This is a genomic window from Bartonella vaga (genome assembly GCF_037070895.1).
Classification (GTDB): domain Bacteria; phylum Pseudomonadota; class Alphaproteobacteria; order Rhizobiales; family Rhizobiaceae; genus Bartonella.
Window position 1 is genome coordinate 153,078 of the sequence record NZ_JAYMZK010000001.1, and the last position, 14,481, is coordinate 167,558.

The following is a 14,481-nucleotide window of genomic DNA, read 5'->3' on the forward strand; positions in this document are numbered from 1 at the left end:
AAAGGATAACTCAATGGCATGTATAAAAGTTGATAATAGTAATTTTGAAAGTGAAGTTCTCGCTTCTCATACCCCTGTTGTGGTTGATTTTTGGGCAGAATGGTGTGGTCCTTGCAAAATGGTCGCTCCAATTTTAGATGAAATTTCGACAGAAATGCATACCCAAGTCAAAATTGCAAAAATAAATATTGATGAGAATCCAGAACTCGCTACTAAATACGGGGTACGCTCAATTCCAACTTTACTGATGTTTAAAAATGGAACTGTCTCATCAAATATGGTTGGAGCCGCTCCTAAAGGACGCATTTCTGAGTGGATTAAAAACGGCCTTCTTTAAATCTGTTCATAAAGATTTCTTTTATAAATGAAGAGAGATTCTTTTTTTTCTCTCTTTCATTTGAATTTTTTAAGAAAAATATCTCTTTATTTAGAGTGTATTTGATAATCTTTAAAAGTTGCAAATTTTATTTTTGGTACCCGTTCTGCTTCATAATTCAATGAAAAATGGTTTTCTGCTAAAAAAACTGGATCACCTTCTAGATCATGAGCAATAGAAGACCGATGATTGGCCAGAAATTTTTGCAACTCCTCTTTACTCTCTGCAAAAATCCAACGGCATATATTAAAACGTGCTGATTCAAAGCTTACTGGCAAACCATATTCTGCTTTAAGCCGTTCCTTTAAAACATCAATTTGCAAAGCTCCAATAACACCAATAAGAGCAGGAGATCCATCATCGGGGATAAATAATTGTACCACCCCTTCTTCAGCCATTTGTTGCAAAGCTTCTTTAAGTTTTTTTGCTTTCATCGGATCACCTAAACAAACACGACGCAAAATTTCTGGCGCAAAATTAGGCATGCCCTTAAAGAAAATATCCTCACTCTCAGTTAATGCATCTCCAATACGCAAAGTTCCATGATTTGGAATACCTACTATATCGCCAGCATAGGCTTGATCAGCAATTTGTCGTGAACGAGCAAAGAAAAATTGTGGTGTTGAAAGTGTCATCGATTTTCCTGTTCGTACCAACTTTATCTTCATACCACGCTCAAGTGTTCCAGAACACACCCGAAAGAATGCTATACGATCACGATGATTGGGATCCATATTGGCTTGAATTTTAAAAACAAATCCCGTCATTTTAGGTTCAGTAGCCACAACATTGCGTTGATCTGCTACCTGATCACGGGGACTTGGACCAAAATCGACTAAAGCGTTTATCAAATCACGAACACCAAAATTTCGTAAAGCTGAACCGAAGTAAACTGGTGTCATATGCCCTTCACGAAAAGACTGAAGATCAAAATTTTTACAAGCCGTGCGTGCAAGGGTTACGCCTTCAATAAAAGAAGCGCGCTGGTTTTCAGGAAGCAAATTCGAAACTTCATCAGGACCAGAAACCGTTTTTTGTGTTACCTCATCATCTCGTTGACGAAAACGATCATGGTGAATATCAAAGGTTCCAACAAAGTTTTTCCCCACACCAATAGGCCACGTAATTGGTGCGGTATCAAGCGCAAGCTTTTCTTCAATTTCGTCTAAAATTTCTAAAGGATCACATGCTTCACGATCCATTTTGTTCACAAAAGTCACAATAGGGATATCCCGCATTCGACACACTTCAAACAGTTTTAGTGTCCGAGGCTCAATTCCGCGGGCACCATCCAATACCATAATAGCACTGTCAACAGCCGTAAGGGTGCGATACGTATCATCTGCAAAATCCTCGTGACCTGGAGTATCTAATAAATTAAAGATGTGATTTTCATATTCAAATGTCATTACCGACGTTACAACAGAAATACCGCGATCACGTTCAATGTTCATCCAATCAGAGCGGGTTTGAATACGGTCTTTCTTTGCCTTCACCTCACCAGCAAGTTGAATGGCACCACCAAACAACAAAAGTTTTTCTGTTAGCGTTGTTTTCCCCGCATCAGGGTGAGCAATGATGGCAAATGTGCGACGCCGCTTCACTTCTTGCACTCTCTTTTCCATTATTCCCCCACAGGACGCGCAAGCGTCTCAGCAATGAGTGCACGCATTTCACTAATCCCATAAAGTGCAATAAATGATCCTAACCGTGGTCCGCGCTCTTGCCCTAAAAGAACCTCATATAACATTTGGAAAAAAACATTTGAAACACCTGGACCTCCAGCAGGACTTTTTTTGCTATGATCTTGATAACGTTCTATTAAACGGGCAACATCAAGAAGCGCATTTTGAAGAGTATTTTCATCAGCATTTTCAGGCAAATTTGCTAATTTTGCATCAATATTCATCAGCGTTGAGCGCTCAACTTCATCAGGGGTTCGAAATTTTTTGTTTGGTTTTACAAAAACATCAAAATATTTAATGGCAAATTTTACCAATTGGTCGAGCTCTGGATGAGTTTTGGCATTTACATCTTTAGCATAGCGAGAAATAAAGCCCCAAAGAACTTGCTCATTCTCTGCATTTGAGGCGCTTACCAAATTTAATAGCATAGCAAAGGATACTGGCAAATCAATCTGTGGAGGACAGCCATTATGGATATGCCAAACAGGATTATTAAGTCGCTCTTGCCATTTCTGACGATCATAGGCTGAAAGATGTGCATAATATTCGTCAACAGCTTTTGGAATAACATCAAAATAAAGCCGCTTTGCTGTTTTTGGCTTTAAAAACATATAAAGCCCCAAACTTTCAGTTGGTGCATAAGTTAACCATTCATCAATGGTTAAGCCATTTCCTTTAGATTTGGAAATTTTCTGCCCTTTATCATCCAAAAAGAGCTCATAATTAAATCCTTCTGGCGGATTTCCACCAAGAGCTCTACAAATTTTAGAAGAAAGATTTGTGGAATCAATTAGATCTTTTCCTGCCATTTCATAATCGATCCCTAGTGCCTTCCAGCGCATTGCCCAATCCACCTTCCACTGGCACTTAACTTTTCCTCCTGTAATCTCGGTTTCAATAGTTTCTCCTGTTTCAGGTTCAATGTAGGTGATTGTACCTTTTGGAGCATTATAAGAAATCATTGGTACTTGTAATACCTTCCCAGAAAAAGGAGAAATAGGTAAAAAAGGTGAATAGGTGGCTCTCCGTTCTTCACCTAATGTTGGTAGAACAATTGCCATTACCTTATCATAACAGGAAAGTATTTTCATAAGTGCTTCATCAAAACGACCAGAATTATAGTAGTCTGTGGAACTTACAAATTCGTAATCGAAACCAAAACGATCTAAAAAAGCACATAAGCGTGCATTATTTGCAGCCCCAAAAGAGGGATAAGCATCTCCAAAAGGATCTGGTACACGGCTTAGTGGTTGACCAATATATCTTGCCATTTTTTCACGATCAGGCACATTCTCAGGAACTTTGCGCAAACCGTCTACATCATCAGAAAAGCAAATAAGCTTTGTTTTTACTGTGTTATTAGTTAAAATGTGAAATGCATGACGCACCATGGTTGTACGAGCTACTTCCCCAAAAGTCCCAATATGCGGCAAACCAGAAGGTCCGTAACCTGTTTCAAATATTATAATTTCTGGATAACCTGTTTTTTCATATCTTTTGATAATCTTACGTGCTTCTTCAAATGGCCAAGCTTTTGATTGAACAGCCGCATCTCTTAATTCTGGCGTAAGGCTAAAAGCATCACATTGGTCACGCATCATTATCTTCATCCTAAAAAATTAAACTCTTTAATGGTATGGTGTATGGCTCTTGAATTTATTCGTCAATAATAGCAAGCAAAAAGATGGCAAAATCTTCTTCTAACCCTCTTGTTATGATCAATATCTGCTCTATTCTTTCCGTTGTATTTTCTTTTATTTTTATATCTATGAAGTATAAGTACAATGAACCATAATTTGCTCATTTTCATTATTTGCGTTTTAATTGCCATTATTCTGGGCTTTTCTTATTACACTTATCAGCAAGAAAAAAAATCCTCTGTCATCGAACTAAAAATAGGACAAACAATTTCTTTGGTAGCACCAATAAGTTAAAAAAACACACAATTAAACGTTTTATACAAAAAACTTTTTATTATATTGTTAAGAGTACTTTATATGATTTTGATAAACGCACCGCTATTAATGTGTAAAAATGCGTGACGTTTAAATTAACAAAGTCGGAAATTTTTTTGTGCTCATAAATAGCTTTATCATCCCCCCACACATTACCAATATATTAGAACAAAACGACTTTTTTCTTTAATACCTTTCAATATCTTTTCGAGATAAATCCATAGAAGCTTAAATATTTTGCATCCAATAAAAACAAAAATCTGTAATGAATAAACTTTGCATAACGCAGCATTAATTTATCTTTAAAATGAACAATGGCTAAGTAAATATTAAAAATTCTGTCGTGCAACTAGAAATATAAGAGTATAGTTATTCTTACTGTTTCCTAAACGTAACGTGATTTCATAGCGATAAAAAATTTTTTACCAAATCTGCGCCGTTGATATCTCTGTTGCATTCATAACCATTCAATCCAGTAAGTAGATTTGTCAGAAATAAACTTCTACAGTTAATTAAAATTGGCACAAGATTTTTAGAAGACAATAGTGATTTTGCTTGCCTGAACAGCAACTTTCGGCGAAAGAGCACAATGCATGTCTTTAGAAAAACAAATATAAACTTGCATTAACCTAAAAAGCAGAGTTTATATGCACATTCACAAGTGCAACAGGCTTTTTCATTTGGATTACCACTATGTAGTACTCAGTTTATCAATGCTTCTTTTATTATCAAGATTGTAGAATCTTTTTATATTTCATAACTTTCCTTGCAAATATTGAGTAAACACACGTCATTTTTCTAAACTAAACACTAAGAAGTACAAAAGCCTTAAATGTAATTAGTTTACCGATATTGGAATTAACTTTTTAAATCTTATTATTCTTTTCAAAGTAACTTTCTTACCATAAGCCATTCATGCCTATGACCCCTATAGCTCCATAGAAATTGCTTATTTTAGGACTCTTTTATATTGCTATTTCTTTGTCAATTACAATTTCCACGGTTTCTATAGCCCATAGACTTACTTAAAACCTTAAGAAAAAAACTTATTCTTACACTTTTGCGACTGGTTTATGGAAAGTATTTCTAAGAAATTTTCTTGACGTTTTCGTATCGCTAAAGTTTTAAATTATTTTTTACAAGCCCCATACTCAAGTAGAAAACGTTCAGATTTTCGTAAACGCTCTGAAGCCGACTTAAGTTGACCACACGCAGCCAAAATATCACGCCCACGCGGTATCCTAATAGGCGAAGCATAACCTGCTTGATTAATTACATCAGCAAAAAGCTCAATTTGCTCCCAATCAGAACATTGATAATTACTCCCTGGCCATGGATTAAAAGGGATCAAATTTATCTTGGAAGGAATCCCTTTTAGCAATTTAATCAATCGCTTAGCATCATCCAAACTATCATTTATACCTTTCAGCATCACATATTCAAATGTAATCCGCTTAGCATTTGAAAGACCAGGATAATTACGGCAAGCATCCATTAACAAAGCAAGCGGATATTTTTTATTAATTGGAACAAGCACGTCCCGCAGTGTATCGTGCACTGCATGGAGTGAAATCGCTAACATAACACCAATTTCTTTTCCGGTTCGGATAATTTCAGGAACAACCCCACTAGTTGAAAGTGTAATCCGACGCTTTGATAAGGAAAGCCCATCTCCATCAGAAGCAATCAATAAAGCTTTTTTAACTGCTTCAAAATTATAAAGTGGTTCCCCCATCCCCATCATAACGATATTGGTAACTTTGCGCCCTGTAACTGGAACAATGGCTCCATCAGGAGTATTCCTATCAGGAAAATCCCCCAAACAATCGCGTGCAACCAATAACTGTGCTAAAATTTCTTCCGCTGTCAGATTACGAACCAGCACCTGCGTTCCCGTATGGCAAAAAGAACAAGTTAACGTACATCCTACCTGAGATGAAAGACACAAGGTACCACGCCCTTCTTCAGGAATATAAACCGTTTCAATTTCAACAGGCTTTCCAGCCCCACATGCAGGAAAACGCAAAAGCCATTTACGCGTACCATCTTTTGATATTTGTTCTCCAACGATTTTCGGACGCGCAATAGAAAAATGGCTTTTAAGCATCTCTTGCATTGGTCTAGAAATATTCAGCATCTCATCAAAATCTGAAACACCACGTACATAAAGCCAATGCCAAAGCTGACATACACGCATCCGTACTTGACGCTCTGGTACACCAACGGTCTTTAAAGCTTGCATCATCTCATTCTGTGATAAGCCAATCAAAGATAGCTTAGCTCTCTCCTTCACGATAACATTATCTGTTTCCCGTGCTGGATACGAACTAATTGGTCTAAAATCACATGAAATGGCCATTATTTTCCAATTTATATCATTATTTTAAAGTTATAGAGACCTTAATGGCAGCTCTGAACTGCATTCAATGCAGCAGTAATTCCTTTTAAGGAATAAGTATATGTAGTATGAGTCCCTCGTTTTGAGATGGCTTTTACTGTCATATTCGTCCCCGCACGCATAGCAGCAACAAGCTTTTCTTCTAGTGCTGATGACGCCAACCAAGCTGAAGAATCTTGTGTGAAAAAATCATAATCCTTATCCCCAATGGTAACAACAACTTTTGATCCTTCTTTAAATTTGTATCCCGCCATAAACTGTGGTTCAAACGAAATAGGTGAATGAGAACGCTTGGTAACCAAAAAGAAATTATCACCATGATTAACCGTTGTTGGAAGGGACTTTAAAGGTACCGACAACACGTAACAAATTGTATTTTTGGGCGATTCATAAGAATAGGCTCCCCATGCCTCAAATTGATTTAAACGGCTTGGTGTTTGCGCACATACTACTCCGACAGTAGCCAGAACAACAGATGCAGCGATAACAGTCTTTTCAAACATTTTCATTTAGCTCACTTCTTTAGTCTCTAACAAGATTCTCTGCATTGGAAAAGCTCAACAAAAGTTTGTCAATGCGTTAGTATAATCATCTTAATATCTTCAACAAACGAAATATTTTTACGCTAATCAGAACAAATTTTTATACCCAATTAATGTGACCTTTTAGATGTTACTAAAAGATGAATTTTTTATTCAATAATCATAATTAAAGATAAAAAAACAATATCTTGATTTTATTCAACAAATTTCGTTTTTTGTATACAAATCTATTTCTTTAAGCAATCAGGTTTCAAAACAAAGTGCGAATGTACCACAACCCTATTAAGAAATAAACTACACTCTTTTATTATAGGCAATTTGCCATAAAATTTTGGAAATGCATTCCATAAAGAAACATTCTAAATTTCATAGCTTTTCTAATATCATTCATAAACTTAACACCCTCAATTCATTTGCTCTAATAAAAATCGCAAAATAATCCACCTTCACCAATTCCAATTATAATATAGCCATATTTTATGCTTAGTATTCTCTAGGCATTGCCTTTTACAACTTTCAAACTATTTTGCAAAAATTATTGAGTATTATCAACATATTGGTTAAAAAGTATAGGGCATATAGATCTTGCTTCAACCACGGTATACATCTTTTCCTGAATTTTTATGCCATTTATTCCCATCGTATACTTTATCACAGCAAGTTACCAGCTTCTAAAGTAGTTCAAGCAAACGGAGAACCAACATTTACATATCTGTCCTTAAATAGCTGATCTTTCTCAACATCTTATAAAAAGGACACAGCACCCTTCTTTGAAGCTTTAAACACCAATATCATAAGAAATATTAAAACCACCGTGATTTACTAAAAAATTCGATTCACAAATAAACTCTTTAAGTTAAAGAGATCCAAGCGCATATTAATGAATGCCTTGTAAATGAAAATAACAAAAATCGAAGAGACTCCTCTTTCATATGTTCTTTTAAGTAAGAGTTAATTTGAAGATAATTTTTTCAAAGTAACATTATATGATTAAAGATCATAAGATCTTTAAATGCAAATTATGCTATTTTCAAATCTGCTCTGTGACACACTATCACACCATTACACAAAACCTTTTTTAAGCTGCATTTGATTCTGAGTTCTGAATCAATAAAGCATAAAGCGCATTGGCATCATGGGTGTTACGTAGTTTTTGAACAACATCAGCATGACGCAAAACACGTGCAATCTGTGACAAAGCCTTTAAGTGATCTGCACCAGCATTTTCAGGCGCTAAAAGAAGAAAAACAAGATCAATAGGCTCATCATCAAGAGCTTCAAAATCAACTGAACTCTTAAGACGCGCAAATACACCAATGATTCGGTTAATATTAGGCAGTTTTCCATGAGGAATCGCAATACCACCACCCAAACCCGTTGAACCTAGTTTTTCACGCTGCAAAACAATATCAAAAATTACACGTTCACTAAGACCTGTCAGTTCAGCAGCTTTTTCAGCTAAAATTTGCAGAACTTGTTTCTTCGAATTTGCCTTAAGAACCGGAATAATTGCTTCCGGTGCAATTAACTCACTCAAATTCATACTTTAATTTTCCTTCTGCATAATCAAATGCTAACAAAAAAACTAGTAATAAAGGACGTAGATGCTTAAAGTTTTATCACTTTCTTACACAACCGCATGTATCTTTGTTTTTTATCTATAATTAGGGTAATATTTTAATTTAGCTCATATCACTATCCACCTAACAATAAATAGCATCCAGATTCTAATTAACAGCATGAGAAAAAAGGAAATAAAGTGATCTATAAATTTAATTTTCTACAACAGTAGCAAAAGCCACCCTTCATAATTCTCTAAGCTTTTAGTCTAAAGAATTTGTGTAAATTCTTCATCAGGTCTTATTTTCCTTTTCCTTGTTTAGAACTAGCTTTATAAAATAATAAGGATATAAAGCCAAAATAGTACTTTACTTTGACAACGATTACACAGCCTGAATACTAGCTGGCGAAAGCAATCTAAAAGCTTTAATATATCCACGATTATAAAAAAATCACAGATTTATCCAGATATCTTTCATTGTATACTCACTTTTAATACGCAATGTATACCAATAAAATAATATTACGAACCCTATTTATAATTATATATAAACTCAGAGAACTATCATAAAAATATCTGAAATAGTACCACAATTATGCCGTTTGATTCGATAGATAAAAGCATTATTAATATTTATATACCATCCAAAAATGCACATATTTATTATGGTCTCATTTATCATTCATGACCAGGTTAATCTAGTGATATCTTTTCAATGATACAATCAAAAGTGATTTAAACTTACAAAACAATAAAACCACCTCATATTAATAAGTTTTTTTCATTACTTAATAACAAGTTAGGCAAAGTTTACAGTCACAAAAGAAGTTTTAGCTAATTAAAAACACTTATTCTTTTTTTTGCTCTCAAACAAATGCATCTTTTTATATTTCTAGTTCTTAACAGAATCATCATAATCTCCAAAATGGGACAACAATTATTCTTAATTGTACGATGAAAATGCGTATTAGATAATTATGAGATTCAAAATGAATATTCATTCCCCCTAGCACTATCTTTATAACCTGAACATGCGAAAGTAATGCTTGCACTCATTATGTTAATCTCCGTTTGAGCTTAAATTAAAAACTCATGAAAGCTGAAAATTATAGAGAAAATTGATTTCCTAGATAAATTCTGCGGACATCAACATTGTTTATAATATCGTTTGGAGTACCATGATCTAATACTTGTCCCGCATGAATAATATAAGCACGATCAACAAGCCCCAATGTTTCCCGCACATTGTGATCCGTTATCAAAACACCAATTCCACGTTGAGTTAAATGACGAATAAGCTGCTGAATGTCAAAAATGGCGATAGGATCAATTCCTGCAAATGGTTCATCAAGTAACATAAAATTAGGGCGAGCAGCTAAAGCCCGTGCAATCTCAAGTCGTCGACGTTCACCCCCTGATAATGAAAGTGCCGACATTTTACGTAAATGATAAATTTTAAATTCATGTAAAAGGCTATCTAACTCTTCATGTCGTTTACGTCGATCTTTTTCAACTATCTCCAAAACAGCTTTAATATTATTTTCCACTGAAAGACCACGAAAAATAGAAGCTTCCTGCGGAAGATACCCAATACCTAAACGAGCACGTCGATACATTGGAAGATGGGTGATATCAAATCCGTCAATCTTAATGGAGCCGCCATCAGATTTAATGAGACCCGTAATCATATAAAAACAAGTTGTTTTCCCCGCACCATTTGGCCCTAAAATGCCAACAGCCTCTCCAGTACGAATACTAAAAGAAACACCATTAACAGCTTTTCTTCCACGGTAAACTTTTATCAAATTGCTGGCAACTAACCCCTCCTTTAAGGGTGTTGTTAAAACTCCACTTTCAAGATTATATTTATCAATCTGTTGTTTTCTTTTGATTCCAAACATGAAATCCTAATAGCCACCCTTTTAACTTTGTTTTAAAGTGATAGAAACACGGCTTTTTTTCTTAGATGTCTCACAACCTTCTAGAAAAGCCTTTCCACTTTTCATATCTGCCGTTAGTTTGCATCCTGTGGCCACATTATTGCCATCGGTTAATACAACATTACTCCCTGTCAAGCTCATCATTTTTGACTCGCCGTCAAAAACACCTTTATCTCCCGTAGCAATTTTTGTAGCAATTTTTACATAAACTTTTCCTAAAGCTTCCATTTTTTTTATACCAAAACCGAACAAGCCAGATGATGATCCCTTATCCTTAGTATCCACCTGGTTATCCATTAATTTATGCGTCTTATCATAGTAAACAACTAATTTCATTGTTCGGAGAAGATGTTCACCTTGAATCACAGAAACATCACCATTAAAGAGTGCCATCCCCTCGTTATTCCGTACTTCTAAAGAATTTGCATAGAATTCTATTGGTTCTTTATCATTTGATAAATTAATCCCCAATTGGGTTACTTTAGCATACCCAAAAACTGTTCCAGACCCCAATATCCCTATGCTCAAAGCCAAACACATACTCCCCCACTTTTTGTATGGCCTCTTCGGATTCATCTTATTACTCGCAGTCCTTCTGTTCACGCATACAGATCTTTTTCTTCTACAAAAATTGCCTTAAGATTCGTATTGGTACTTCTTCATTGCTTGCCAAGCACTAAATGCACACCGCCATGAAAATACATGTTTGTCCCTTTTTCACGAATTTGCAGAGCGTTTGCTGCAAGACGCAAACCTGCCTGTTGAATATTGACACGCTGATTTGTGTTTAACTGCCCCTCAGATAAATTAATATCCGCTGCCATGAATTGTGCAATCACTCCGTCATTTGTTGTAATAGTAAATGGTTTATTCAATTGCAAACAACCATTAATATCATTGTAAAATCCCCCTTGCGCATCGAGAAAAATCCGCCTTTTCTTACCCAAAAGCGTTTCAGCTGTAATTTTTTGCAGCCCAATTATTCTAGAATGTGTATGATTTTGAAACACTTTTTCTGCCTTAAGCCAATAAGGTTCATAAGAACGCGTATAACCTTCTAATTTTGGGTTGAGCATCATCAGCCCCATTATTCCCTTTTCTTCATTATTAAAAGCTACAGGATCACGAGAAACAGGAATTAAAAAAAACGTATACCAGCAAAAAATGAGTGCTATAGCCAATGCAAATAGAGGCAAAAAAAATTTTAATATGTTAATGCGACGCGAATGACGATATGCTTTTTGAAAAACATCACTAAAAGATGATTCTTTTGAAACGGTTTCATAGCGATCATATACGGACATATTACCCTAATCTCTAAAATTTTCCGCGTTTTTCGATTTGTATAACCCCTACAAGATGCATTTTCAATTTTGTTTCTTGCAATTTGTTTTTTCTTGGTTTTATTTTGTCTTCATCCGTTTATATATGTAGTGTACATACATGAAATACACAACTGTAGAAATCTTTTTTATATGAAAGCGAGGCTATTTTGGTTAAATCAGAGCTTGTACAAATTATTGCCCGTCATAATCCGCATCTTTTTCAGCGTGATGTGGAAAACATTGTGAATGCTATTTTTGAAGAAATTTCAACAGCGCTCGCTAATGGCAATCGTGTTGAACTTCGTGGGTTTGGCGCTTTTTCTGTTAAAAGCCGTTCGGCTCGTAATGGTCGTAATCCGAGGACAGGTGAAGCCGTTGCAGTTGAAGAAAAATGGATTCCTTTTTTTAAAACTGGTAAGGATTTACGTGATCGCCTCAATCAATGAGTAAGCTTATGACAATTAAACATTTTCTTTTAACAATTATTTTAGCGATTCCCACGTTTTTTTTGGTTGCTTTTATAGTAGCTAATCGTCAAATGGTTACATTAACGCTTGATCCTTTTCAGATTAGCTCTGAAAATTTTACTTATCAAGCTCCTTTATTTATATGGCTCTTTATTTTTTTCGGTCTCGGTATTTTCTTTGGAGGTTTAATCTATTGGCCTGCATATTATAAATGTAAAAAAGCGCTCAAAAAAAGCAAAGCTGAATTCGAAAAGTTAAAAACGTCGATCACAGATATAAATGTCATGTAATAATATTTTAGTGAAAGCTTTTCCTTTTTGTATTCAATAAAAGGTTAAAAGTGCCCTTTTTCTTTTTTTCCATATATGTTTTAATTAACTTTAACCTCTCCATACTCTTATAAAAATTTAAGAGCTTTGTAATATAAATCCTTTAAAACACTCTCACCGGTGATACCGAACATGCCCGCACAATGCTTTCAAACTCACCAGAACAATTTATACCCTCAGGAAAAATTGCCTCTTATTTTAGAAACAGGTACGAATGCAGATTATGCTCTCATTGACTCTGGTAATGGAAAAAAATTAGAACGTTACGGAGCTTACCGCATTATTCGACCAGAAGGTCAAGCACTGTGGAAACCTGTTTTATCACAAAAGCAATGGGCTGATGTTGATGCTATTTTCACGGGCAACAGAGATGAAGAAGGCGTTGGTCGTTGGTATTTTCCCAAAAAACCACTTGATGAAACGTGGCCACTTTCCTGGAATGGATTATCTTTCCTGGGTCGCTTTACTTCCTTTCGTCACGTGGGTGTCTTTCCTGAACAAGATGCCCATTGGCGCTTAATAGAAGAACAAATTGTTAAAGCTACACGTCCAATAAAATTATTAAATCTTTTTGGTTACACAGGTATTGCCTCTCTTATTGCTGCACGTGCGGGTGCAAATGTTACACATGTTGATGCTTCTAAAAAAGCCATCGCTTGGGCAAAAGCTAATCAAGAAAGAGCAAGATTATCAGACCGTCCTATTCGCTGGATCTGCGATGATGCTGTAAAATTTGTTGAACGTGAACTACGTCGTAAGAAAAGCTATGATGTTATTTTTCTTGATCCCCCCGCATATGGACGTGGGCCTCATGGTGAAATATGGCAATTATTCGATCACCTACCGGCTATGATCACAAGCTGTCGTAAACTTCTATCTGATAACCCCCTTGCTATCGTACTCACAGCTTACTCTATTCGCGCTTCCTTCTATGCACTTCATACCTTAATGCGGGATGAATTTATAAATCTTGGCGGCATAATTGAATCAGGAGAACTGATCTTGCGTGAAGAAGCCTCTGGGCGTGCTCTTTCTACTTCTCTTTTTAGCCGTTGGATTGCTTGAATATGTGTATACAAAAAATCGGCAAGGTCAAAGAAATCACCTCTCTCAGCAATCCTATCATAAAAGACCTACGTGGACTCTTTCAGAAGAAAAACCGTAATAGAGAAGGTCTTTTCATGGCAGAAGGGCTTAAATTAGTGATTGATGCTATCAATCTCGGCTGGACAATACAAACACTTATTTTTTCTAAAAGCAAAACTGGCAATGCAACTGTCGAAAATACTGCTGCACATGCTATAGCCAATGGCGGTTTTGTCATTAAAGCCTCACAAAAGGTTATGGAATCCATTACTCGCCGTGATAACCCACAAACACTTATTGGTATCTTTAAACAACAATGGCAACCAATTGAAATGATAAAAGGAGGGATAAAAGATGTTTATGTCGCACTCGATCGAGTGCGTGATCCTGGAAATCTTGGCACCATTATTCGGACTGCAGATGCCGTAGGAGCCAAAGGTGTTCTTTTGATTGGCGAAACAACCGATCCTTTTTCACCTGAAACAGTACGGGCAACAATGGGATCAATTTTTTCCATACCACTTTATCGTTTTGATGAAAGTGCCTTTTTAAACTGGTCTGCTCACTTTAAAGGTTTGATTGTTGGGACTCATCTCAAAGGATCTAAAGATTATCGTACAATTAATTTCAAAAAAGGCCCTATTATACTTTTAATGGGAAATGAAAAACAGGGATTACAAGATATTCTTGCGAGTCGTTGTGACCAACTCGCACGTATTCCACAAAGTGGGCGTGCCGACTCGCTTAATCTGGCAATAGCGACAGCTATTATGCTTTATGAAATCCGCCGTCCTTATCTAACCCTGGAATAATAAAA

Annotated in this window: 13 protein-coding genes; 5 read left to right on the plus strand and 8 right to left on the minus strand. The window is 35.8% G+C overall.

Annotation, left to right across the window (positions count from 1 at the left end; translation table 11 throughout):
• The first annotated feature begins 13 nt into the window (after positions 1-13).
• Positions 14-337, plus strand: coding sequence for a thioredoxin (gene trxA, locus WCP76_RS00580; RefSeq protein WP_336293747.1), 324 nt, complete (start codon positions 14-16; stop codon positions 335-337).
• An 86-nt stretch (positions 338-423) separates the two neighbouring features.
• Here trxA and WCP76_RS00585 read toward each other — a convergent pair whose 3' ends face one another.
• The 8 genes from WCP76_RS00585 to WCP76_RS00620 all read right to left on the minus strand — a co-directional run bounded on the left by WCP76_RS00585 (position 424) and on the right by WCP76_RS00620 (position 11,761).
• Positions 424-2,001: a peptide chain release factor 3 gene (locus WCP76_RS00585; RefSeq protein WP_336293748.1), complete on the minus strand. Its 1,578-nt coding sequence runs from the start codon at positions 1,999-2,001 to the stop codon at positions 424-426.
• Complete coding sequence (locus WCP76_RS00590; protein WP_336293749.1) at positions 2,001-3,662, minus strand: lysine--tRNA ligase; 1,662 nt, start codon at positions 3,660-3,662, stop codon at positions 2,001-2,003. The genes WCP76_RS00585 and WCP76_RS00590 overlap by 1 nt, the downstream gene beginning before the upstream one ends.
• A gap of 1,483 nt (positions 3,663-5,145) precedes the next feature.
• Positions 5,146-6,375: a dual-specificity RNA methyltransferase RlmN gene (rlmN, locus tag WCP76_RS00595; protein ID WP_336293750.1), complete on the minus strand. Its 1,230-nt coding sequence runs from the start codon at positions 6,373-6,375 to the stop codon at positions 5,146-5,148.
• A gap of 41 nt (positions 6,376-6,416) precedes the next feature.
• Complete coding sequence (locus WCP76_RS00600) at positions 6,417-6,917, minus strand: invasion associated locus B family protein (protein WP_336294003.1); 501 nt, start codon at positions 6,915-6,917, stop codon at positions 6,417-6,419.
• Positions 6,918-8,034: 1,117 nt separating this feature from the next.
• The gene (gene ptsN, locus WCP76_RS00605) at positions 8,035-8,499 is read right to left on the minus strand and encodes a PTS IIA-like nitrogen regulatory protein PtsN (RefSeq protein ID WP_336293751.1); all 465 of its coding nucleotides are present in this window, start codon (positions 8,497-8,499) and stop codon (positions 8,035-8,037) included.
• Positions 8,500-9,623: 1,124 nt separating this feature from the next.
• On the minus strand, positions 9,624-10,418 hold the full coding sequence (gene lptB, locus WCP76_RS00610; protein WP_336293752.1) for an LPS export ABC transporter ATP-binding protein: 795 nt from the start codon (positions 10,416-10,418) through the stop codon (positions 9,624-9,626).
• Between the two features lie 21 nt (positions 10,419-10,439).
• Positions 10,440-11,033: an LptA/OstA family protein gene (locus WCP76_RS00615; protein ID WP_336293753.1), complete on the minus strand. Its 594-nt coding sequence runs from the start codon at positions 11,031-11,033 to the stop codon at positions 10,440-10,442.
• Between the two features lie 83 nt (positions 11,034-11,116).
• Entirely contained in the window at positions 11,117-11,761 is a 645-nt protein-coding gene (locus WCP76_RS00620; RefSeq protein ID WP_336293754.1) for an LPS export ABC transporter periplasmic protein LptC, read from the minus strand.
• 188 nt (positions 11,762-11,949) lie between these two features.
• Between WCP76_RS00620 and ihfB the strand changes: the two genes are divergently transcribed.
• The 4 genes from ihfB to WCP76_RS00640 all read left to right on the plus strand — a co-directional run bounded on the left by ihfB (position 11,950) and on the right by WCP76_RS00640 (position 14,476).
• Positions 11,950-12,228, plus strand: coding sequence for an integration host factor subunit beta (gene ihfB / locus WCP76_RS00625; protein WP_142416588.1), 279 nt, complete (start codon positions 11,950-11,952; stop codon positions 12,226-12,228).
• Positions 12,229-12,236: 8 nt separating this feature from the next.
• A complete protein-coding gene (locus WCP76_RS00630; protein WP_336293755.1) occupies positions 12,237-12,539 on the plus strand; it encodes a lipopolysaccharide assembly protein LapA domain-containing protein in 303 nt (100 codons plus the stop codon).
• A 171-nt stretch (positions 12,540-12,710) separates the two neighbouring features.
• Complete coding sequence (locus WCP76_RS00635) at positions 12,711-13,643, plus strand: RsmD family RNA methyltransferase (protein WP_336293756.1); 933 nt, start codon at positions 12,711-12,713, stop codon at positions 13,641-13,643.
• A gap of 2 nt (positions 13,644-13,645) precedes the next feature.
• A complete protein-coding gene (locus WCP76_RS00640; RefSeq protein WP_336293757.1) occupies positions 13,646-14,476 on the plus strand; it encodes a TrmH family RNA methyltransferase in 831 nt (276 codons plus the stop codon).
• Positions 14,477-14,481 lie beyond the last annotated feature (5 nt).

Coding starts and splice junctions, on each gene's coding strand:
- WCP76_RS00630 (WP_336293755.1), top strand. CDS start 12,237: ATGACAATTAAACATTTTCTTTTAACAATTATTTTAGCGATTCCCACG.
- WCP76_RS00590 (WP_336293749.1), bottom strand. CDS start 3,662: ATGATGCGTGACCAATGTGATGCTTTTAGCCTTACGCCAGAATTAAGA.
- WCP76_RS00635 (WP_336293756.1), top strand. CDS start 12,711: ATGCCCGCACAATGCTTTCAAACTCACCAGAACAATTTATACCCTCAG.
- WCP76_RS00620 (WP_336293754.1), bottom strand. CDS start 11,761: ATGTCCGTATATGATCGCTATGAAACCGTTTCAAAAGAATCATCTTTT.
- WCP76_RS00585 (WP_336293748.1), bottom strand. CDS start 2,001: ATGGAAAAGAGAGTGCAAGAAGTGAAGCGGCGTCGCACATTTGCCATC.
- lptB (WP_336293752.1), bottom strand. CDS start 10,418: ATGTTTGGAATCAAAAGAAAACAACAGATTGATAAATATAATCTTGAA.
- ptsN (WP_336293751.1), bottom strand. CDS start 8,499: ATGAATTTGAGTGAGTTAATTGCACCGGAAGCAATTATTCCGGTTCTT.
- WCP76_RS00600 (WP_336294003.1), bottom strand. CDS start 6,917: ATGTTTGAAAAGACTGTTATCGCTGCATCTGTTGTTCTGGCTACTGTC.
- trxA (WP_336293747.1), top strand. CDS start 14: ATGGCATGTATAAAAGTTGATAATAGTAATTTTGAAAGTGAAGTTCTC.
- WCP76_RS00640 (WP_336293757.1), top strand. CDS start 13,646: ATGTGTATACAAAAAATCGGCAAGGTCAAAGAAATCACCTCTCTCAGC.
- WCP76_RS00615 (WP_336293753.1), bottom strand. CDS start 11,033: ATGAATCCGAAGAGGCCATACAAAAAGTGGGGGAGTATGTGTTTGGCT.
- rlmN (WP_336293750.1), bottom strand. CDS start 6,375: ATGGCCATTTCATGTGATTTTAGACCAATTAGTTCGTATCCAGCACGG.